The following is a 20534-nucleotide window of genomic DNA, read 5'->3' as shown; positions in this document are numbered from 1 at the left end:
GACGAACCCCATGCAGACCCCCACGTTCGCTGCTGCCGGCCGCTCCATGGAGATGCCGGGAGCGCGCTACATCCTCCCGAGCTTCGAGGAGCGCACCGCCTACGGCTACAAGCGCCAGGACCCCTACGCGAAGCTCTTCGAGGACCGCATCATCTTCCTCGGAGTTCAGGTCGACGACGCGTCGGCCGATGACATCATGGCCCAGCTCCTCGTGCTCGAGAGCATGGACCCGGACCGCGACATCGTGATGTACATCAACTCACCCGGTGGCTCCTTCACCGCGATGACGGCGATCTACGACACGATGCAGTACATCCGGCCCCACGTGTCGACCGTCGTGCTCGGCCAAGCGGCCTCGGCCGCTGCCGTGCTCACAGCTGCGGGCACGCCGGGCAAGCGCCTCGCGCTTCCGAACGCGCGCATCCTGATCCACCAGCCCGCCGTCGGCGAATCCGGTCACGGGCAGGCGTCAGACATCGAGATCCAGGCGGCCGAGATCCTGCGCATGCGGACGTGGCTCGAGGAGACGCTCGCGCATCACTCGAACCGTTCGCAGGAGCAGGTCAACAAGGACATCGACCGCGACAAGATCCTCGGTGCGGCAGAAGCCCTCGAGTACGGGCTCATCGACCAGGTCCTCACGACCCGGAAGAACCCGCTGGCCATCACCCAGGGCTAGCACCGGACACCGTCCGGGCTCCACTCACGACGCTGCGCAATCGACCTCGAAAAGCCGAGGCGGTTGCGCAGCGTTGTCGGAGGGAGCGGCTAGGCTGACAGAACAGTACGTACCACCGCTTAAGAGGGAGTGACCGCATGGCTCGGATAGGCGAGAGCGCAGACCTCCTGAAGTGTTCGTTCTGCGGCAAGAGCCAGAAGCAGGTCCAGCAACTGATCGCCGGCCCCGGTGTGTACATCTGCGACGAATGCGTCGAGCTCTGCAACGAGATCATCGAGGAGCGTCTCGCCGAAGCGGGCGAAGAGCCCGCAGGTGACTTCGAGCTCCCGAAGCCCAAGGAGATCTTCTCGTTCCTCGAGGAGTATGTCATCGGGCAGGTGGCAGCGAAGAAGGCCCTGTCTGTCGCCGTCTACAACCACTACAAGCGTGTGAAAGCCAAGTCGACCCTCACGAGTGCGGATTCGCTCGGTGACGACATCGAGATCGCGAAGAGCAACATCCTGCTCATCGGCCCGACCGGTTGCGGTAAGACATACCTCGCGCAAACCCTCGCGAAGCGGTTGAACGTGCCGTTCGCCGTCGCTGACGCCACGGCGCTCACCGAAGCGGGCTACGTCGGTGAAGACGTCGAGAACATCCTCCTCAAGCTCATCCAGGCGGCGGACTACGACGTCAAGCGAGCCGAGACCGGCATCATCTACATCGACGAGGTCGACAAGATCGCCCGCAAGGCCGAGAACCCGTCGATCACGCGTGACGTTTCGGGCGAGGGCGTCCAGCAGGCGCTCTTGAAGATCCTTGAGGGAACGGTGGCGTCGGTGCCTCCGCAGGGTGGCCGGAAGCACCCCCACCAGGAGTTCATCCAGATCGACACGACGAACGTGCTGTTCATCGTGGCCGGGGCGTTCGCGGGGCTCGAGGAGATCATCTCGTCCCGCGCCGGCAAGAAGGGCATCGGCTTCGGTGCGCCCCTTCACTCCAAGCTCGATGAGATCGACCTCTTCACCGAGGTACTCCCGGAAGACCTCCACAAGTTCGGTCTCATCCCCGAGTTCATCGGCCGTCTTCCCGTGGTCACGACCGTCACCCCACTCGATCAGCACGCTCTCATGGAGATCCTGACCGTGCCACGGAATGCGCTCGTGAAGCAGTACCAGCGCATGTTCCAGATCGACGGGGTCGAGCTCGACTTCGCCCCGGATGCTCTCGAGGCGATCGCCGACCTCGCGGTGCTCCGGAAGACCGGAGCTCGTGGTCTCCGCGCCATCATGGAGGAGGTCCTCGGACCGATCATGTTCGAGGTGCCGTCGACCGACGAGGTCGCCCGGGTCGTCGTCACGCGGGCGTCGGTTCTCGACAATGCGGCTCCCACGATCGTGCCCCACGCCGAGCGTCGCCAGGACAAGTCCGCGTAGACCGGCCGTCGCCGGAACGTCACGAAGGGCGCCGCATCCTCAGGGATGCGGCGCCCTTCGCCGTGACGCGGGTCTTCCGCGCTCAGTCTGCGAGCAGTCCACGCCTTTTCAGGAGGGGAGTGATGTCGGCGTCGCGGCCGCGGAACTCCCGGTAGGACGCGATCGGGTCCGTCGAACCACCGATGCCCAGGACGTAGCGCCGGAACCGGTCTCCGTTCTCACGCGTGAGCCCGCCGTTCTCGCGGAACCATTCGACGGTGTCGGCGTCGAGGACCTCGCTCCAGATGTAGGAGTAGTAGCCGGCGTCGTAGCCGCCTGAGAACGTGTGCGCGAAGTACGTGCTCGCATAGCGAGGCGGTACCGACGGGTTGTCGAGTCCGACCCGCGCGAGGGCCGCGGCCTCGAACGCAGCGACATCGGTGATCTCCTCGTCCGCCGTGACGCGGTGCCATGCCTGGTCGAGAAGCGCGGCCGCGAGATACTCGCTCGTGCTGAACCCCTCATTGAACGCCGCGGACTCGTGGAGCTTCTGCACGAGATCTGCCGGCATGGGCTCGCCGGTCGTGTGATGCACGGCGTAGTTCGCGAGGATCTCCGGCCAGAGCATCCACATCTCGTTCACCTGGCTCGGGAACTCGACGAAGTCGCGATGGACGCTCGTGCCAGAGAACCGGGGGAAGGTGACATCGGCGAGGAGGCCGTGCAGCGCGTGCCCGAACTCGTGGAACGCGGTCACGACCTCGTCGTAGCTCAGGAGAGTCGGCTCCCCGGGCGACGGCTTGGGGACGTTGAGGTTGTTCACGACGATCGTGGGCTGGTCGAGGAGACGATTCTGCGCGATGAGCGAATTCATCCAGGCGCCGCCGCGCTTGGAGTCGCGCGTGTACAGGTCGAGGATGAAGAGGCCGAGGGCGCTGCCGTCCTCATCGAACACCTCGAAGACACGGGCATCCTGGTGGTAGGCGACGAGGTCGGGTCGCTCCGTGAAGGACAATCCATAGAGCTTCGAGGCCGCAGTGAAGATGCCGTCGTGGTAAACGCGCTCGGACTCGAAGTACGGTCGCATCGCTGCGGTGTCGACGGCATAGCGCTCTCGGCGGACGATCTCGGTGAGGAACGCCCAGTCCCAACTCTCCACGGCGCCCGTCTCCGAGACCCGGGCGAGCTCTGCCTGTTCCGCACGGGCGTTGCGCGCGGCAGCCGGCGCGAGACGCTCGAGCATATCGGCGACGTTCTCAGGATTCTTCGCCGTCTGGTCGGCCGTCACGAACGACGCATGGTCGGCGAAGCCGAGGAGACGGGCACGCTCGGCGCGCAGCTTGACGATCTCGAGCAGGACGGAGCGGTTGTCGTGGTCACCGCCACGCGTACCGCGCGACCGCGATGCGGTCATGATGCGCTCGCGCACGTCGCGGTTCTGGAGAGAAGCAAGCGACGGGTGACCGGTCGGAAGTACGAGTGTGATGACGTACGAGCCCTCGAGTCCGCGATCAGCGGCGGCCTGGGCGGCGGCGGAGATCTCGCCCGAACTGAGACCCGCCAGGTCCGCAACGTCCTCCACGACGACGGCGAGGTCGTTCGTGTCGGCGAGGAGGTTCTTCTCGAAGGCGGTGGTGAGCGAGGACAGCCGTGCGTTGTACTCCGTCAGTCGTGACTTCTCGTCGTCGGACAAGCCGGCGCCTGCGAGCGTGAACTCGGTGTAGTACCGCTCCAGGAGGTACGCCCGCTCGTCGTCGAGCCCGAGGTCGTCGCGAGCGTCCCACAATGCGCTGATACGGGCGTAGAGACGGGAATCGAGGCGGATCGAGTCCTCGTGAGCGGCGAGCAGGGGAGCGATCCGTTCCTCGATCGCGTTCGTCGCGTCATTGGAATCGGAAGAGCTCTTGTTGTAGAACACGTGCAGGACGCGGGAGAGGATCGCACCGGAACGCTCGAGCGCCACGAGGGTGTTGTCGAAATCGGCCGGCTTGCTCTGGGACGCGATCGCCTCGACCTCCTCCCGCTGCTGAGCCATGCCCGCCTCGATCGCGGGAAGGTAGTGCTCGTCGGTGATGCGCTCGAACGGCGGGAGCTGGTATGGGAGTGTGCTGGCTTCGATGAAAGGGTTGTCCTGTGTCGACATCCCTCCACACTACGACCTCGTCACACGGCGGAATCCCGCACGACGGGGCAATAGGCTCGACACATGCCTGACGCACCACAACGCACCGAGCGATACACCCACGGCCACCATGCGAGTGTTCTCCGAGCTCATTCCTGGCGGACCGTCGACAACTCCGCCGCCTACCTGGCCCCTCATCTCCGACCGGGTCTCGATGTGCTCGACGTCGGGAGCGGGCCCGGCACGATCACCGTCGACATCGGTCGCCGTGTCGCACCGGGTCGAGTCGTCGGCCTCGACGCAGCAGCGGACGTCGTCGGCCAGGCGACTGCCCTCGCGGAGTCGGAGGGCCTCCGGAATGTCGAGTTCACCTCGGGTGACGCGTACGCCCTCGACTTCCCGGATGACTCGTTCGACATCGTGCACGCTCACCAGGTCCTTCAGCACCTCGGCGACCCGGTCGCGGCACTCCGCGAGATGCGACGCGTGACGCGACCAGGCGGTATCGTCGCGGCTCGCGACGTCATCTACCTGTCGGCGTCCTGGTACCCGCTCCTTCCTGGTCTGGCCGAGTGGATGCGGATCTATCAGGGAGTGGCCCACTCGAACGGGGGCGATCCCAACGCAGGTCGCGCGCTCAAGGCCCTCGCCCATGAGGCCGGATTCAGCGACGTGACGAGCACCGCGTCGATCTGGTGCTTCTCCGGCCGAGAGGATCGGGAGTGGTGGGGCGGTGCCTGGGCGGAGCGAGCGGTCGCCTCGAGCTTCGCGCCGCAGTCGATCGAAGCCGGTGTCGCGACCCTCGCCGACCTCCAGGCGGTGTCCGACGCGTGGACCGCGTGGGTGGATGACGATGACGCCTGGTTCTCGATGCCCCACGGGGAGATCATCGCTCGCGTCTGAGCACGTCAGCGTGCAAAGCAAACATTGCAAAGAAACCCTTGCAAAGGAAGCTTTGCGGTAGTACGGTCGAGCCATGACCGACGATGACGGCCCCGTGGCCGAAGAGCGCACCCTCGACATCTCCGCGATGAAGGCCATAGCTCACCCTCTGCGCGTGGCCATCTACGACACCCTGTCTCAATACGGGGCCCAGACGGCTTCGGGCCTCGGCGCACATCTCGGAGAGTCCTCGGGCGCGACGAGCTATCACCTGCGCCAGCTCGCGAAGCACGGGCTCATCAGGGAGGTGCCTGGCAAGGGGACCGCGCGAGAGCGCTGGTGGGAACGGCCGCCGGGCGGCGTCACGATGGGCGGCGCAGACGTCCTCTCCACTCCGTCGGGGCGAGAGGCCTCCGGGTTCGTCCTGCGGGAGATGATCAACAGGCGAACGCGTGAGATCCAACGGTTCTTCGTCGACGACTTCCAGCGTGAGAGCGTGGCGTGGCAGGAGGCGGCGACGTTCTCCTCAGCGAATCTGCGTCTGACGGCCGACCAGCTCGACGCGCTCAACTCCGAGGTCTACGCGCTCCTCCAGACCTGGGTGGACCGCCATCGCGACCAGGAGGGCGACGGGGTCCGGCCCGTCACGGTCCAGTACAACAGTCTTCCGCTTCCAGAGAGCCTCGAGGGGGAATCATGACAACCGTCGCTGCGGGAACGCTCGTCGACCGCGGAACGGAATCGGCCGACGGCGTGGATCTCGCCCTCATCCGACTCGGACGTGCCCTCGAAGCGTGGGGTATCCGTCGCGCCCACGGTGCGTTCCGACGAGAACAGCTCATCGCTCGGTATTCCGAGAAGCGCTCCACCGCGGCCGCGATCGCTCATTCGGGCATCCTTCCCCGCTGAGCGACGTCACCAGGCGTCGGCGTCGTCCTCGCCGTCCACGGTGCTGATGCGCGGGATTCCGCCGTCGATCGTCACAGTCGTACCGTCGTCGAGAGTGGCGATCGGACGGCCCTCGAGCCACGTGAGCGTCCAAGACGAACCCTCGCCGGCCGGACCCGCCGCGGCTTCTGCCTCACTGATCGCCGCATGGATGCCGATCGGCACCGCCGTGGGCGGAGCACTCCCGAAGCCCCAGCGCGTGCCGAGCTTCACGGACCCGACTCCTCTGCGACGGAGGAGGTCGATTGCGCGGCCATCTCGTACGTCACCCAGCTGGTGCGCGTCGCGAGCTTGTCGTAGACCGCCTGCGCAGCGGCGTTGTCGTCAGCGGTGATCCAGGAGACACCCGAGCGGCCTTCGGATGATGCGAGCGACCGAAGGAACTCGAGCAGTTCCGTGGCGACTCCGGCACCCCTCGCGGATTCGGCCACGAACAGGTCGTCGAGGTAGAGGGCGGTCGTGCCCTCGAGAGGCTGAGCGATCGTGCGGACATGCGCGAGGCCCACGAGGTCTCCGTCGCCGTTCTCCGCAACGAACGCACGGAGTCCGTGGTCGCCGCGCACGATCCACTGCCAGGTCTTCACCGACCGCTGATCAGTGAGGGGCTGGTGGTAGAACTCGGCATAGCCCTCGTACAGGGTCAGCCACGGGAAGAAATCATCGTCGCGGGCGGCGCGGATCATGGTCATGGTCGGTCCGTTCAGGATTCGGTGACGGCGAGGTCGACACGCGTGACCGCGAGGTCGCCGCCCTCGACGATGGAGAGGTCCGCGATGCGGCCGACGGCTCGCAGATCGCCCGCGACCGCGCGGAGACGCTCGGCGGACTCGGCGGGAGCCGCGATCTCGGCGAAGGAGACCGGGGTCTTCTGCGAAGCCTTCGCGTCCGTCTTGGCACGGCGGATCGAGGTGAGAGCGAGGCTCGTCAGGTCGAGGAGCTCGGTGTCACCGCCGGCGGCCACGGCGAGCTCCTCCTCCGTCGGCCAGGAGGCCACGTGGACCGAGGTGTCGTGCCACCATGACCAGGACTCCTCCGTCGCGTAGGGGATGACCGGCGCGAACAGGCGGAGCAGCACGTCGAGGGCGAGCCGGAGGGCGGCGGCGGCGGAGGCCTGCCCCGGGGTCCCCTCGGCGTAGGCGCGCTCCTTCACGAGCTCGAGGTAGTCGTCGCAGAACGTCCAGAAGAAACTCTCGGTGATCTCGAGCGCACGTGCGTGGTCGTATCCCGCAAGCGCCCTGGTCGCGTCGGCGACGACGGTGCGCAGCGTCGCGAGCATGCTGAGGTCGACCGGCTCCGTGACCTGTGCGTCATCCGCGGCGGGGAACGAGAGGATGAACTTGGACGCGTTCAGCACCTTGATGGCCAGACGGCGACCGATCTTCACCTGGGTCGGGTTCTGGGGATCGAAGCCCGCATCCGTCCCGAGGCGCGCGGAAGCCGCCCAGTATCGGACAGCGTCCGATCCATGCTGCTCGAGGATCACCGCCGGGGTGATGACGTTGCCCTTGGACTTCGACATCTTCTTGCGGTCCGGATCGAGGATCCAGCCGGACAGCCCTGCGTGGTCCCACGGCTTCTGATCGAACTCGAGAGCCGAGCGCAGCATCGTCGAGAACAGCCAGGTGCGGATGATGTCCTGACCCTGCGGTCGCAACGAGAACGGGAACACGGCGTCCCAGAGCTCGGGATCCGTGTCCCACTTGCCGGCCAACTGAGGGGTCAGCGACGACGTGGCCCACGTGTCCATGATGTCCACCTCACCGACGAAGCCGTTCGGCGCACCACGTTGCGACTCGTCGTAGCCGTCCGGCACGTCGCTCGACGGGTCGACGGGAAGCGACTCCGGAGACGGGACGATGGGGGAGTCGTGCACGGGCTCACCATCGGCGTCGAGCGGGTACCAGAGCGGGATGGGTACACCGAAGAACCGCTGACGGGAGATGAGCCAGTCACCGCTGAGTCCGTTCACCCAGTTCTCGTAGCGGACGCGCATGAAGTCGGGGTGCCATTCGAGCTCCCGGCCGAGGTCGAGCAGCCGGGCCTTGAGCTCCTCATCCCGAGCGCCGTTGCGGATGTACCACTGACGCGTCGAGACGATCTCGAGCGGCCGGTCGCCCTTCTCGAAGAACTTCACCGGGTGCGTGATCGAGCGTGGCTCTCCGATGAGGTCACCCGACTCCTTCAGGAGTTCGACGACGGCCTGCTTCGCGCTGAAGACCGTCTTCCCGGTCACCGCTTCCCACGCCTCGAGACCGGTAGGTGACGTGATCACGTCCGGCGCCTCGGCGATGATGCGACCGTCACGACCCATGATCGTGCGATTGGGGAGGTCGAGCTCGCGCCACCACACGACGTCGGTCACGTCGCCGAAGGTGCAGACCATCGCGATGCCGGCCCCCTTGTCCTGCTGGGCGAGGTGATGGGGGAGAACGGGAACCTCGACGCCGAAGAGCGGGGTCGTGACCGTGGTTCCGAAGAACGGCTTGAAGCGCTCATCGTCGGGGTGGGCCACGAGGGCGACACAGGCGGGAAGCAGCTCCGGTCGGGTCGTCTCGATCTCGATCGTGCCGCCGTCGGGGCGGTGGAACGCGATGCGGTGGTACGCGGCCGGCTGGTCCTTGTCCTCGAGTTCGGCCTGGGCCACCGCCGTGCGGAATGTGACGTCCCACAGGGTGGGGGCCATGGCCTGGTACGCCTCGCCACGCTCGAGGTTGCGGAGGAATGACTTCTGGCTGATGCGGAGAGAGTCGTGGTCGATCGTGCGGTAGCTCTGTGTCCAGTCGACCGAGAGTCCGAGGGAACGCCAGAGCGCCTCGAACTGCTTCTCGTCCTCGACGGTGAGACGCTCGCACAGCTCGATGAAGTTGCGGCGGCTCACGGGCACCTGATCGGCCGCCTTGACGCTCTTGCCCTCGCCTCCGTCATGGGGCGGGACGAATCCATCGATGTATGGGAGTGTCGGGTCGCAGCGGACGCCGTAGTAGTTCTGCACGCGACGCTCGGTGGGCAGGCCGTTGTCGTCCCAGCCCATGGGGTAGAAGATCGTGTGGCCCAGCATCCGCTGGTACCGGGCGATCACGTCGGTGTGGGTGTAGCTGAAGACGTGCCCGATGTGCAGCGAGCCCGAGGCCGTGGGCGGGGGAGTGTCGATCGAGTACACCGATCCGTGCCCGCGCGACACCGCGGCGTCACGATCGAATCGGTAGGTCCCGTCGTTCTCCCACGTGGCGCCCCACTTCTCCTCGAGGCCTTCGAGTGCGGGCTTGTCGGGCAGGGCGTTGCTCATGGGATCTCCGATTCGATGTGGGCGGCACCGTGTCAACGTGCCTCTTGTGATCCCCTCATCCTACGGGAGGCCGACTCAGCCCTCGTCCGGACGACGGAGCCGAGGCACGTCGGCGAGGAGTCGTCGTGTGTACTCGTGGCGAGGCGTCGAGAAGACGAGATCAGCCGGGCCGGTCTCGACGATCCGACCGCCGTTCATGACCGCGACACGATCACTCATGTGCTGCACCACGCCGAGGTCGTGGGAGATGAAGATGAAAGCGAGCCCCCGGCGTCTCTGGAGGTCGTCGAGCAGATCGAGGACGCCAGCGGCGACCGTGGCGTCGAGCGCCGACACCGGCTCGTCGAGGACGAGTACTCGCGGTTCGGCCGCAAGCGCTCTGGCGATGGCGACGCGCTGGCGCTGCCCGCCTGAGAGCGTCGAAGGAGAGCGGTCGAGGAGGCTCTCGTCGAGTGCGACATCGGAGAGGAGACCTCTGATGCGTTCGCGGCGCTCCGCCACGGGGCCGGGAGGGAGCGCGTCGGCGAGTACCTGGAAGACGGAGGCCCGCGGGTCGAAAGCGCTCGAGGTGTCCTGCGCGACAGAGCCGAGCACGCGTCGGCGGGCGCGTCGCCTCCTCTCGGGGATCGTCGACCACGGTTCGCCGGCGAGGAGGACGACTCCCCGATCGGGCTCGTCGAGTGCGAGGAGGAGGCGAGCAAGCGTCGTCTTCCCCGACCCCGATTCGCCCACGATGCCGAGGGTCTCTCCGCTCGAGACCGAGACGTCGACGTCCGCGACCGCCGCCGTCACGTCGGCGCCCGTTCCGAAGCTCTTCGAGACGCCCGTGGCTTCGAGGACCCTCACGACGCCGGGCATCGCGGCCGCGACAGGCTGCTCCTCGCCGCGGGAGGCGGCGGTCAGCGCGACGCCGCGGGGCACGCTGCTCGGGACGGCGCGGACGAGGTCGCTCGTGTACGGGTGGCGTCCTCCCACGAGGATGTCCGCTGTCGTGCCCTCGTCCACGATGGCTCCCTGGCGCATGACGATCACGCGATCGGCCAGGTGCGACACGACACCCAGGTCGTGACTGATGAGGAGGAGCGCGGTTCCCGAGGAACGGAGCTCTCCCAGGAGCCGCAGTATTCCGGCTTGCACCGTCATATCGAGGGCGGTCGTCGGCTCGTCCGCGATGAGGAGACGGGGTCCGGCGGCGATCGCCGACGCGATGAGAGCACGCTGGCGCAGGCCACCAGACAACTCGTGGGGATACTGGCGTGCCCGCAACTCGGGCCGGGGCACACCGACGCGCCGCAGCAGGTCGACGACCTCGTCGTCCCGAGATTGGTCACCCCGAGGGAACGCACGTCCACGCCCGCGATGCAGCCGGAGGGGATCGCCGATCTCCCTTCCGACTCGGCGCAGAGGATCCAGGGAGACCAGCGCGTCCTGCGAGACCAGCCCGACCGCGCCGCCCCGAAGGCGTCGCAGGTCGTTCTCTCCGGCCGTCAGGACATCGATCCCGGCCACCTCCAGTCGCCGGGCGGTGACGGACGCTCCGTCACCGGCGAGACCCAGGACCGAACGGGCCGTGACGCTCTTTCCCGAGCCCGATTCGCCCACGACGGCGACGCACTCGCCGGGCGAAACGGTCAACGACACGTCGCGCACGACGTCGGTACGGCCTCCGTCGAAGGAGATCGCCAAGCCGTCGATGGCGAGCACCGCGGACGCCGCCTTCTCGCTCATCGGCGCGTCCGTCCGCGGGCGTCGAGCGCGCGACCTATCGCCGTCGCCGAGAGCGTCGTCGCCACGATCATGAGTCCGGGGAACACGGTGAGCCACCACGCCGTCGTCAGGTAGACGCGGGCCGAGGCCAGCATGGCGCCCCACTCGGGTGCGGGCGGCTGGGCGCCGAGACCGAGGAAACTGAGCGAAGACGCCCACACGACGGCCTGGCCGACGCCGAGCGTGGCAAGGGCGAGGAGAGGCGCGAGCGCGTTGGGGAGAACCGTCCGCGTCAGGATCCGGAACGGCCCGTGCCCGAGCAGCCGAGCTGCTTCGACATATCCGGACGCGCGCACCGTCAACAGACTCGTCCGGATGATGCGTGCATAGCCGGGGGCCGTCGAGAGTCCCACGGCGATGGTCGCGGCGACGGGACCCGGGCCGAGGACGAGGATGACGAGGAGCGCGGACAAGAGAGCGGGGAAGGCGAAGAGCACCTCGACGGTGCGGCCGACGACCGCGTCGCCGAGACGCCCGCCGAAGACGGCTGCGAGCGCGAGGACCAGAGCCGTCGACAGGCCGATCGCTGTGGCCGCCACGCCGATCAGGAGAGAGGAGCCAGCCCCGTGCACTACCCGTGTGTAGACGTCTCGGCCGGATTCATCGGTTCCGAAGAGATGGGCAGGGGAGGGCGGCGAGAATGCATCGAGCGGGGCGACGGCGGTGGGATCCTGCGGGGCGACGAGGGCCGGCGCCACGCAGGCGATCACGAGAAAGAACACGAAAGCCACGGCACAGGCGAGCCCGACGGTGATCCGCGGCCGCGCGGACGGCGCGGGAGGCGGAACGAGCGGATCCACGGCACGTCCATCGACGACGGTCATCGTGATCCTCCGGCCGTGCGCGGATCGAGGAGGCGGGTGAGTGCGTCGGTCGCCATTGTGAGCACGACGTAGACGAGTGCTGAGACGAGGACCACGCCGGTGACGACGGGGATGTCGCGAACGGTGATCGCGGAGAGCAGAGTGCGCCCGAGACCCGGTCGGGCGAAGATCGTCTCCACGACGACCGCTCCGCCGATGAGATATCCGAAGGCCCAGGCGGAGAGTCCGAGAGCGGGGAGGGCGGCGTGCCGGAGTGCGTGACGCGTCACGAGGCCCATCCGCGTCTCACCCCTGGCTCGAGCGGAGATCGCGAACGGCGAGTCGAGGGCCTCGGCGAGGGAGCCGCGCATCACCTGTGCGAGGAATCCGGCGATGGGGATCGCCAGGGTGACGACTGGCAGGACGAGGCCCGCCGCCGTCCCGTTGGACACGGGTGGGAGCCAGGACAGAGCGGTACTGAAGACCGCGATGAGGATCGTCGCGAGCCAGAAGTGGGGGAGAGCCGAGGCGACGATCTCGACGGTGTCGCCGATGCGCGCGGCGATCCGGGACCCGTGAGCCTGGGCGAGAGTGAGGCCGAGCGCCAGCACCCACGCGACCACGAGGGACAGCACGGCCAGGAGGAGGGTCCCGGGAACCGCGTCAGCGAGGATCGTCGCGACCGGCTGACGGAGGGCATACGACGTGCCGAGGTCGAGGCGCAGCAGCGAGAGCATCGCGATCCCGTACTGCACGGGAAGCGGTTGGTCGAAGCCGAATTGCCGGCGGACCGCATCCACCGCTTCCTCGGACGCTTGTGAACCCGGACCGCCCAGCGCGGCTTCAGCCGGGTCTCCCGGAACGAGGCGGGTGATGAAGAAGACGAGGGTGGCCGACGCCCACAGGACGACGACCGCGCGCAGCACCGACGCGCCGAGCCATCTCAGGATGGCGGCTCGGCGCGTCGAGGTCGTGGAGGCCCGAGGCACTCGGTTCAGGACAACCAGGCGTCGGCGAAGCTCGGCGTCGACACCGTGCCGAGGGCACGCGCGTCGTGCACCGTCGTCGAGAGCAGGAAGTGGTTCTGCTGGTCGTAGAGCGGCAGGATGTAGAAGCCCTCGAGGACGTCGGCCTGAGCCTCCTCGTACAGGGCCGACCGATCACCGTCGTCGAGCGTCGCGCTCGCTTCGTCGAGGAGGGCGTCGATGGCGGGATCGTCCACCTGGGCGTGGTTCGCGAAGTAGCCGCTCGGCGCCGGCACGATGCCGTCGGAGTGGTAGAGGATGCGCAGCACGTCGGGTCCGACCTTCGTGTACGGAGCGCTCACGAGGTCGTACTCATTCGCGCCGAGAGCCTCGTACCAGCTGGCGAGGTCGAGGAGATCGAGTTGGACGTCGAATCCGGCCTCAGCGGCGTTCGCCTGCAACTGCTCGAACAGTGACACTTCGGCGGGTATCGACTGGTTCGTGCTCACGGGGAACGTCAGGGTGAGGCGTTCCCCGTCCTTGGTTCGGACGCCGTCCTCGTCCTTCTCCGTCCACCCGGCACCGTCGAGCAGCTCGTTCGCGGCGTCCAGGTCGAACTCGAAGAGCGACGGGTCCGAGTAGGCGGACGGCTCGACACTCGCCAGAGGCGAGTAGGAGCGCTCGGCGGTCCCCTGGAACAGTGAACTCACCGCGTCATCGACGTTGACGCTGCGGATGAAGGCCTCGCGCACGTCGACGTCGTCGAACGGCGCCTTGCCCGAGTTGAGCTCGATGCGGTTGGACGATCCGGGACGCGGGGCGTCGAGTTCGACCACGGCGTCGGAATCCTGCGCCTGGACGAGGACATCGGGCTGGACGTTGTCGATGACGTCGACCTCACCGCTCTGCAGCGCGGCGTAGCGGGAGGCCGAGTCGGGGATGAAGCGCCACTCGATCCCGTCGAGGTAGGCGGCTCCCTCGTGCCCGGCGTCGGCCGGAGCCGAGGAGTAGTCGTCGTTTCGAACGAGGGTCACACGATCCTGCTTCGTCCACGACTCCACGACGAACGGGCCGGTGCCGATGGGGCTCTCGCAGTTCGCCTCGAGTCCGCGCTCGAGGCCGGCGGGCGACTCGATCGCGAGCCATGGCTGGGAGAGCGACTCGAGCAGTGCGCTGTCCGGGGCTGAAAGGGTGAATCGGGCCGTCGTGTCGTTCACGGCCTCGACCGATTCGACCTTCGCGACGGCGAGGTAACCGGTCGACGACTGCGTGGCCGGGTCCTGGAGGTGTTCGATGTTGGTCTTGACGGCCTCGGCGTCGAGCGGGGTTCCGTCGGTGAAGGTCACACCGTCCTTGAGAACGAAGTCCCACGTGAGCGCGTCGTCGGAGACGGACCAGGACTCGGCGAGCCACGGAATGATCGTTCCCTCGTCGTCGCGTGAGACGAGGGATTCGAGGAACTGGGTGGCGAGCAGCGCCTGCGGATAGTTGCCACCGACATGAGGGTCGAGGCACGTGGGCTCTGCGTCACCGCTCGCGTACGTGAGAGTGCCACCGGTCGTGGGGCCGGTGGCCGCCGGCTCGGGGCTCGAGCTGCAGGCACTCAGCGCGACGGCTGCGATGGCCGCCGTGGCGACGACGACGGAGGAACGATGGAGTGGAGAGCGCACGGAAGTCCTCGGGACGAGACGGAGTGGTTAGTGTACTGAGTACAGAAAGAGCCTACTGCAGCCCGAACCATGCGGTGCACGGTGCGGAGGACCCCTGAGCCCTCCGGCTACGAGAGGATGGGCGTATGACCACGAGTGAGCGACGCCCTCGCGCGGGCGCCTCGCGCGTCGGGCGTCCTCGGCGGTCATCACCGGTGATGCTCGAGGAGGCTGCGGCCGAACTGTTCCTGGAACAGAGCTACGACGGCACCACGATCGACGAGATCTCGACTCGCGCCGGAGTGGCTCGCACCACCTTCTTCAACTACTTCGGGAGCAAGGGCGACCTCTTGTGGGTCGAACTGGACGCCGCGATTCCGCGATTGCGGGCCGCCCTCGATGCGCCGGAAGGCCCCACCCCGGGTCTCGAGAGTGTGGAGGCCGCGCTGTCCCGGGTCGCCGACGGCATCTCCGCGGCGCGGGTTCCGTGGGCGATCGCGCATCGCGACCTGATGGGAACGACGGCGGAACTCCAGGCCACCGGACTCGCACGCCTTCTGGAGGTCGTCGACGTCATCGCGCGGCACCTGTCTCGGCGGGAACCGACGCTCGGCGATGCCGGGGCGCGGGCAGCCGCATCGGCGATAGCAGGCGCCGCTATGGCCGGTGCCGCGCAGTGGATCGGGACAGGCACGGCCCGAGGTCCCCTCGCGGACCACATCCGCGAGGCCGTGCAGCCCGTGATCGTCGGCTGGCGAGCACGAATCGGCGCTGTAGACTGAAGTCACCAGTACAGATCCGGCCATCACCGGGGAGCTTCCGGAAGAACGGGTCTCGCGACCCCGGTAGAACCGGACGGGGCAGGCCCGTGACAGCCGCAGACGAGAGGCCCGATCATCCACCCGGGTGGCCAGGCAAGCAGGGTGGTACCGCGTCGGTCACGGCGTCCTTGCGGAACGAGTCGATCCGCAGGAGTGAGATGACCTACCCCCGATCCGCAGACGCCGCCGGTCTTTCGAGCGATCCAGAGAACCACGAGCCCGGCGCATCGTTCGGTGTCACGTCGAACCCGTCCTTCCCGCGCCTCGAGGAGGATGTCCTCGCCTTCTGGAAGGCGGACGGGACGTTCGCCGAATCCATCGCCCGGCGTGAGGGCGCGCCCGAGTGGGTCTTCTACGACGGCCCGCCGTTCGCCAACGGCCTTCCGCACTACGGCCATCTGCTCACCGGGTACGCCAAGGACCTCTTTCCTCGGTACCAGACGATGCGCGGCAAGCAGGTGCACCGGCGCTTCGGGTGGGACACCCACGGCCTTCCCGCCGAGCTCGAGGCCATGCGCCAGCTCGGCATCACGACGAAGGACGAGATCGAGGAGATGGGGATCGGTGCCTTCAATGCGAAGGCGCGCGAATCCGTGCTCGCCTACACGCAGGAGTGGCAGGACTACGTCACGCGTCAGGCGCGCTGGGTCGACTTCGAGAACGACTACAAGACACTCGACATCACGTTCATGGAGAGCGTGATCTGGGCGTTCAAGCAACTCCACGACAAGGGACTCGCCTACGAGGGCTACCGCGTCCTTCCGTACTGCTGGAACGACGAGACGCCTCTGTCGAACCATGAGCTGCGGATGGACGACGACGTCTATGCGATGCGTCAGGACCAGTCCGTCACGGTCACCTTCCCCCTCGTCGGCGAGAAGGCCGAAGCACTGGGACTCACCGCCGTCAACGCCCTCGCCTGGACGACGACCCCGTGGACCTTACCCACCAACATGGCTCTCGCCGTGGGACCGGAGATCGTCTACGCGGTCCTACCGGCCGGCCCGAACGGCGCCGCCGATGGGAGTGAGGGAGGGGCCGCCCGCTACCTGATGGCCCAGGACACCGTCGCGGCGTACTACAAGGACCTCGGCTTCGACAGCGCAGAGGATGCCGTGGCCGCGATCGAGCGCACGGTCACGGGCACCGAGCTCGGTGGCGTCCACTACGACCGCCTGTGGGACTACTACGCCGACACGGAGGCCTTCGGCACCGAGAACGCGTGGCAGATCCTCGTCGCCGAGTACGTGGCGACGGGCGAAGGCACGGGTATCGTCCACCAGGCTCCGGCCTACGGCGAGGACGACCAGATCGTATGTGCCGAAGCCGGCATCCCCGTGATCCTCTCTCTCGACGACGCCGGTCGTTTCCTCGATACAGTCCCCGACGTGGCCGGTGAGCGTTGGTTCGACGCCAACAAGCCCCTCACGCAGTCGCTTCGGGCGTCTGGGCGTCTCCTGCAGATGCGCAGCTACGAGCACAGCTACCCGCACTGCTGGCGGTGCCGGAACCCTCTCATATACAAGGCGGTGTCGAGCTGGTTCATCCGCGTGACCGAGATCAAGGACCGCATGGTGGAGCTCAACGAGCAGATCACGTGGGTTCCGGACAACGTCAAGGACGGCCAGTTCGGCAAATGGCTCGAGAACGCACGTGATTGGTCGGTGTCGAGGAACCGGTACTGGGGATCGCCGATTCCCGTCTGGAAGAGCGACGACCCGAACCACCCGCGGGTGGACGTGTACGGCTCGCTCGACGAGTTGGAGCGCGACTTCGGCGTGCGACCCGATGACCTCCACCGCCCGTTCATCGACGAACTCACCCGGCCGAACCCCGACGACCCCACCGGACAGAGCACGATGCGCCGCATCGAGGACGTCTTCGACGTGTGGTTCGATTCGGGATCGATGCCGTACGCGCAGGTGCACTACCCGTTCGAGAACCAGGAGTGGTTCGACTCTCACAATCCGTCCGATTTCATCGTGGAGTACATCGGACAGACCCGCGGCTGGTTCTATGTGATGCACGTACTCGCGACGGCGCTGTTCGATCGTCCGGCGTTCTCCAACGTCATCAGCCACGGGATCGTCCTCGGCAGCGACGGACAGAAGATGTCGAAGAGCCTCCGCAACTATCCGGACGTCTCCGAGGTCTTCGATCGTGACGGTGCCGATGCGATGCGATGGTTCCTCATGTCGAGCTCGGTCATCCGCGGCGGGAACCTCGTCGTCACGGAGGCGGGTATCCGCGAAGGGGTCCGGCAGTTCATCCTGCCGCTGTGGAACTCGTGGTACTTCTTCGCGCTCTACTCGAACTCCGCGCGTCCCGGCGGCTACGAGGCCACGTGGCGCACCGACTCGGCGGACGTGCTCGACCGCTACATCCTCGCGAAGCTCCGCACGGTGGGCGAGGAGGTCACGCGACACCTCGACGCACTCGACTCGCCCCTCGCGGCGAACGCGCTCCGTGACTTCGCCGACGTGCTCACCAACTGGTACGTCCGACGCTCACGCGATCGGTTCTGGACGGGAGTGGGCGAGGACGGCGTCGGAGCCGACGCGTTCGACACCCTCTACACGGTGCTCGAGGTGTTGACGCGCCTCGCCGCCCCGCTCCTTCCCCTGACGACCGAGCGCGTGTGGAAGGACCTCACCGGGGGACGCAGCGTGCACCTCGAGGATTGGCCGGACCTCGAGTCCCTGCCGAGCGACGACGATCTGGTCTCGTCGATGGATGCGGTCCGGACCATCACGGGTTCCGTGCTGTCGCTCCGGAAGAAGGAGGGGCTGCGCGTTCGTCTTCCCCTCGCGGGACTCACCGTCGTGTCGACGGAAGCCGAGCGGCTCGGCGAGTTCGAAGCGATCCTCCGGGACGAACTCAACGTCAAGAGTGTGACGATCGAGCACCTCGAGCCGTCGAGCGCCGAGCGCTTCGGTGTGTCATCCCGCCTGACCGTCAACGCCCGGGCGGCCGGCCCCCGACTCGGCAAGCGGGTGCAGGAGGCCATCAAGGCGTCGAAGTCGGGAGACTGGTCCGACGTCGACGGGGTCGTGACCGCCGGCGGCATCGAGCTCGAGCCGCACGAGTACGACCTCGTCCTCGAGGCGGCTGACGGGTCGGAGGGCGCTGCTGTGGCCGTGCTGCCGACGGGCGGATTCGTCCTCCTCGACACCACTCTCACGCCCGAGCTCGAGGCCGAGGGGCTCGCGCGCGACATCATCCGTGCCGTGCAGGACACCCGTAAGGCCGCGGACTTCGACGTCAGCGACCGCATCAGTCTGCACCTCGTCTTCGCCGACCGCGAGGACGAGGCGGCGATCGAGCGGTGGACCGAGGAGGTGGCCCGTGAGACGCTCGCGACGGACATCGTCGCCGGATGGCGAGAGAACCTCGCCGTCCCCGGGGACGCTGAACACGTGGCCTCGATCACGGCCGGAACCTATGCGAACGTGGGCTCCGTGGAGATCGCGGTGAGCAGGATCGACGGAGGAGACCGATGACCGAAGACGCCGAGAACGTCTACCAGGCGCTGCTCGGACGCGTCGGCGAGGGCGCGCCTCGGCGGCGACTCGCACCGACGCGCCGCGTCCTGGAGCTCCTCGGAGACCCGCAGCGCGCGTACCCGATCATCCAGATCGCCGGAACGAATGGGAAGACGAGTACCAGCCGCATCACCGAGAGCATCCTGCGCGCCTACGGGCTTCGGACGGGCCTGTTCACGAGTCCGCACTTCGTGTCCTTCACCGAACGCATCACGATCGACGGCGAACCGATCTCCGACGAGGCCATCGCCGCGAACTGGGACGACATCACGCCGTACGTCGAGATGGTCGATGCGGAGCTCGAGGCGGCCGGAGAGAAGCGGCTGACGTTCTTCGAGGTTCTCACGGTCCTCGCGTTCGCGTCGTTCGCCGACGCGCCCGTCGACGTCGCCGTCGTCGAGGTGGGAATGGGCGGGGAGTGGGATTCCACGAACGCCGCCGACGCGGCCATCGCCGTCTTCACTCCGATCGGGATGGACCACGCAGCACAGCTTGGGAACACCGTCGCGGAGATCGCTCGGACGAAGTCGGGGATCGTCAAGCCGGGGGCCGTGGTGGTGACCGCTCCGCAGGCGCCGGAGGCTCTTGCAGAGATCGAACGCGCTGCCGAGCTGAGCGAAGCGACCCTCGTGCGGTCCGGTACCGAGTTCGAGCTGCTCGACGATCGGGTCGCCGTCGGTGGTCAGCTCATCACCGTCAGGGGACGAGCGGCGACCTACGACGAGCTCTACCTGCCGCTCTACGGGGATCATCAGGGCGTGAACGCGTCCGTGGCGATCGCCGCGGTCGAGAGCTTCCTCGGTGGGGGAGCGATCCCGCTCGCAGCGGAGCCCCTCGGCGACGGTGTCGGCTCGGCGACGTCGCCCGGTCGGCTGCAGCTCATCGGCGCCGATCCGACGATCCTCGTCGACGCTGCGCACAACCCGCACGGCGCCGAGTCGCTCGTCGCCGCCCTCGGTCGTTACTTCGACGCGAACGAGATCGCCTTCGTGGTGGGCATCCTCTCGGACAAGGACGCTGCGGGCATCCTCACGACGCTCGCGCCGATCGCAGCTCGCTTCCACCTCACCCAGCCGGAATCCGACCGATCCATCCCGTTCGAGGACCTCGCGAGCATCGCGCGGGTGATTCCCGGGGTGGAGGCCGACGGCTATGAACGGGTCGAGGATGCTCTCGAGGACGCGCGGACCTGGGCGGCTGCGGGTGAGAAGCGCATCGTCGTGGTCACCGGTTCGATCGTCCTCGGTGGCGAGGCGGCCGCCTTCGCCGACGATCAGGGGTGGAAGCCGTGAGCCTCTTCCGGAACGCAGGCCGCTCCGGCGGGCGCCCGCGGTCGGTGCGTGGGTCGCTTCTGTCGATCGTGCTCGGCTTCGAGATCATCGTCGTGTTCCTGGGCGCGCTCGTCGCCTTCGGTCTCGACGCCTTGGAACCGCCGGTGGCCTTCATCGGGGGTGGCGTGCTCGTGGCGGTCATGATCGTCACCCTCGGACTCGTCCGGTTCCGGATCGGGGCCGTCATCGGCACGGTCGTTCAAGCCGCTATCGTTGCAAGCGGCTTCCTCGTCCCGGTCATGTTCTTCATCGGGGGGACGTTCGCCGCGGTCTGGGTGTACTGCCTGATCGTGGGGACCGGGATCGACCGGAGGAATTCGGCCACCGACACAACGGATATCTGAG

Annotated in this window: 17 protein-coding genes; 9 read left to right on the top strand and 8 right to left on the bottom strand. The window is 67.4% G+C overall.

Annotated elements, in window-relative coordinates; translation table 11 throughout:
* The first annotated feature begins 10 nt into the window (after positions 1-10).
* Together CLV49_RS16645 and clpX are read left to right on the top strand one after the other, a co-directional pair.
* Positions 11-679 carry an ATP-dependent Clp protease proteolytic subunit gene (locus tag CLV49_RS16645; protein ID WP_106564542.1) on the top strand — a complete coding sequence of 223 codons (669 nt, stop codon included), beginning with the start codon at positions 11-13 and terminating at the stop codon, positions 677-679.
* 137 nt (positions 680-816) lie between these two features.
* Positions 817-2094 (top strand): ATP-dependent Clp protease ATP-binding subunit ClpX, encoded by a 1278-nt coding sequence (gene clpX, locus CLV49_RS16640; RefSeq protein ID WP_106564541.1) that lies wholly within the window; start codon positions 817-819, stop codon positions 2092-2094.
* Positions 2095-2176: 82 nt separating this feature from the next.
* On the opposite strand, the gene CLV49_RS16635 is transcribed toward clpX, so the two are convergent.
* Positions 2177-4216: a M3 family metallopeptidase gene (locus tag CLV49_RS16635; protein ID WP_106564540.1), complete on the bottom strand. Its 2040-nt coding sequence runs from the start codon at positions 4214-4216 to the stop codon at positions 2177-2179.
* Between the two features lie 63 nt (positions 4217-4279).
* On the opposite strand from CLV49_RS16635, the gene CLV49_RS16630 reads away from it, so the two are divergent.
* From CLV49_RS16630 to CLV49_RS16620, 3 genes are all read left to right on the top strand, one after another.
* Positions 4280-5098: a methyltransferase domain-containing protein gene (locus CLV49_RS16630; protein WP_106564539.1), complete on the top strand. Its 819-nt coding sequence runs from the start codon at positions 4280-4282 to the stop codon at positions 5096-5098.
* 73 nt (positions 5099-5171) lie between these two features.
* Complete coding sequence (locus CLV49_RS16625) at positions 5172-5777, top strand: winged helix-turn-helix domain-containing protein (protein WP_106564538.1); 606 nt, start codon at positions 5172-5174, stop codon at positions 5775-5777.
* The gene (locus tag CLV49_RS16620; protein WP_106564537.1) at positions 5774-5986 is read left to right on the top strand and encodes a hypothetical protein; all 213 of its coding nucleotides are present in this window, start codon (positions 5774-5776) and stop codon (positions 5984-5986) included. The genes CLV49_RS16625 and CLV49_RS16620 overlap by 4 nt, the downstream gene beginning before the upstream one ends.
* 6 nt (positions 5987-5992) lie before the next feature.
* Here the strand turns inward: CLV49_RS16620 and CLV49_RS16615 are convergent, their stop codons facing one another.
* The 7 genes from CLV49_RS16615 to CLV49_RS16585 form a co-directional block, all read right to left on the bottom strand.
* Positions 5993-6238, bottom strand: a complete 246-nt coding sequence (locus CLV49_RS16615; RefSeq protein ID WP_106564536.1) for a hypothetical protein — start codon at positions 6236-6238, stop codon at positions 5993-5995.
* Positions 6235-6714, bottom strand: a complete 480-nt coding sequence (locus CLV49_RS16610; RefSeq protein ID WP_106564535.1) for a GNAT family N-acetyltransferase — start codon at positions 6712-6714, stop codon at positions 6235-6237. Before CLV49_RS16610 ends, CLV49_RS16615 begins: the two co-directional genes overlap by 4 nt.
* A gap of 11 nt (positions 6715-6725) precedes the next feature.
* Positions 6726-9311, bottom strand: coding sequence for a valine--tRNA ligase (valS, locus tag CLV49_RS16605; protein WP_106564534.1), 2586 nt, complete (start codon positions 9309-9311; stop codon positions 6726-6728).
* 75 nt (positions 9312-9386) lie between these two features.
* Complete coding sequence (nikE, locus tag CLV49_RS16600) at positions 9387-11039, bottom strand: nickel ABC transporter ATP-binding protein NikE (RefSeq protein WP_106564533.1); 1653 nt, start codon at positions 11037-11039, stop codon at positions 9387-9389.
* A complete protein-coding gene (locus CLV49_RS16595) occupies positions 11036-11902 on the bottom strand; it encodes an ABC transporter permease (RefSeq protein WP_106564532.1) in 867 nt (288 codons plus the stop codon). Before CLV49_RS16595 ends, nikE begins: the two co-directional genes overlap by 4 nt.
* The gene (locus CLV49_RS16590; protein WP_424978090.1) at positions 11899-12870 is read right to left on the bottom strand and encodes an ABC transporter permease; all 972 of its coding nucleotides are present in this window, start codon (positions 12868-12870) and stop codon (positions 11899-11901) included. The genes CLV49_RS16595 and CLV49_RS16590 overlap by 4 nt, the downstream gene beginning before the upstream one ends.
* A gap of 5 nt (positions 12871-12875) precedes the next feature.
* A complete protein-coding gene (locus CLV49_RS16585; protein WP_106564530.1) occupies positions 12876-14516 on the bottom strand; it encodes an ABC transporter substrate-binding protein in 1641 nt (546 codons plus the stop codon).
* Between the two features lie 125 nt (positions 14517-14641).
* Here CLV49_RS16585 and CLV49_RS16580 point away from each other — a divergent pair, with 125 nt between their 5' ends.
* The 4 genes from CLV49_RS16580 to CLV49_RS16565 all read left to right on the top strand — a co-directional run bounded on the left by CLV49_RS16580 (position 14642) and on the right by CLV49_RS16565 (position 20533).
* Positions 14642-15277 (top strand): TetR/AcrR family transcriptional regulator, encoded by a 636-nt coding sequence (locus CLV49_RS16580; protein WP_106564529.1) that lies wholly within the window; start codon positions 14642-14644, stop codon positions 15275-15277.
* A 197-nt stretch (positions 15278-15474) separates the two neighbouring features.
* Positions 15475-18816, top strand: a complete 3342-nt coding sequence (ileS, locus tag CLV49_RS16575) for an isoleucine--tRNA ligase (protein ID WP_106564528.1) — start codon at positions 15475-15477, stop codon at positions 18814-18816.
* The gene (locus tag CLV49_RS16570; protein WP_106564527.1) at positions 18813-20150 is read left to right on the top strand and encodes a bifunctional folylpolyglutamate synthase/dihydrofolate synthase; all 1338 of its coding nucleotides are present in this window, start codon (positions 18813-18815) and stop codon (positions 20148-20150) included. Before ileS ends, CLV49_RS16570 begins: the two co-directional genes overlap by 4 nt.
* Entirely contained in the window at positions 20147-20533 is a 387-nt protein-coding gene (locus CLV49_RS16565) for a DUF4233 domain-containing protein (protein ID WP_243696523.1), read from the top strand. The genes CLV49_RS16570 and CLV49_RS16565 overlap by 4 nt, the downstream gene beginning before the upstream one ends.
* Position 20534: the final 1 nt, after the last annotated feature.

The sequence above is a fragment of the Labedella gwakjiensis genome (assembly GCF_003014675.1).
GTDB classification, from domain to species: domain Bacteria; phylum Actinomycetota; class Actinomycetes; order Actinomycetales; family Microbacteriaceae; genus Labedella; species Labedella gwakjiensis.
Note: the sequence above shows the minus strand (reverse complement) of the source record. Positions and strands in the feature narration are given on the sequence as shown.

Coding starts and splice junctions, on each gene's coding strand:
- CLV49_RS16625 (WP_106564538.1), top strand. CDS start 5,172: ATGACCGACGATGACGGCCCCGTGGCCGAAGAGCGCACCCTCGACATC.
- nikE (WP_106564533.1), bottom strand. CDS start 11,039: ATGAGCGAGAAGGCGGCGTCCGCGGTGCTCGCCATCGACGGCTTGGCG.
- clpX (WP_106564541.1), top strand. CDS start 817: ATGGCTCGGATAGGCGAGAGCGCAGACCTCCTGAAGTGTTCGTTCTGC.
- CLV49_RS16620 (WP_106564537.1), top strand. CDS start 5,774: ATGACAACCGTCGCTGCGGGAACGCTCGTCGACCGCGGAACGGAATCG.
- CLV49_RS16570 (WP_106564527.1), top strand. CDS start 18,813: ATGACCGAAGACGCCGAGAACGTCTACCAGGCGCTGCTCGGACGCGTC.
- CLV49_RS16610 (WP_106564535.1), bottom strand. CDS start 6,714: ATGACCATGATCCGCGCCGCCCGCGACGATGATTTCTTCCCGTGGCTG.
- CLV49_RS16595 (WP_106564532.1), bottom strand. CDS start 11,902: ATGACCGTCGTCGATGGACGTGCCGTGGATCCGCTCGTTCCGCCTCCC.
- CLV49_RS16630 (WP_106564539.1), top strand. CDS start 4,280: ATGCCTGACGCACCACAACGCACCGAGCGATACACCCACGGCCACCAT.
- CLV49_RS16580 (WP_106564529.1), top strand. CDS start 14,642: ATGACCACGAGTGAGCGACGCCCTCGCGCGGGCGCCTCGCGCGTCGGG.
- valS (WP_106564534.1), bottom strand. CDS start 9,311: ATGAGCAACGCCCTGCCCGACAAGCCCGCACTCGAAGGCCTCGAGGAG.
- CLV49_RS16635 (WP_106564540.1), bottom strand. CDS start 4,216: ATGTCGACACAGGACAACCCTTTCATCGAAGCCAGCACACTCCCATAC.
- ileS (WP_106564528.1), top strand. CDS start 15,475: ATGACCTACCCCCGATCCGCAGACGCCGCCGGTCTTTCGAGCGATCCA.
- CLV49_RS16645 (WP_106564542.1), top strand. CDS start 11: ATGCAGACCCCCACGTTCGCTGCTGCCGGCCGCTCCATGGAGATGCCG.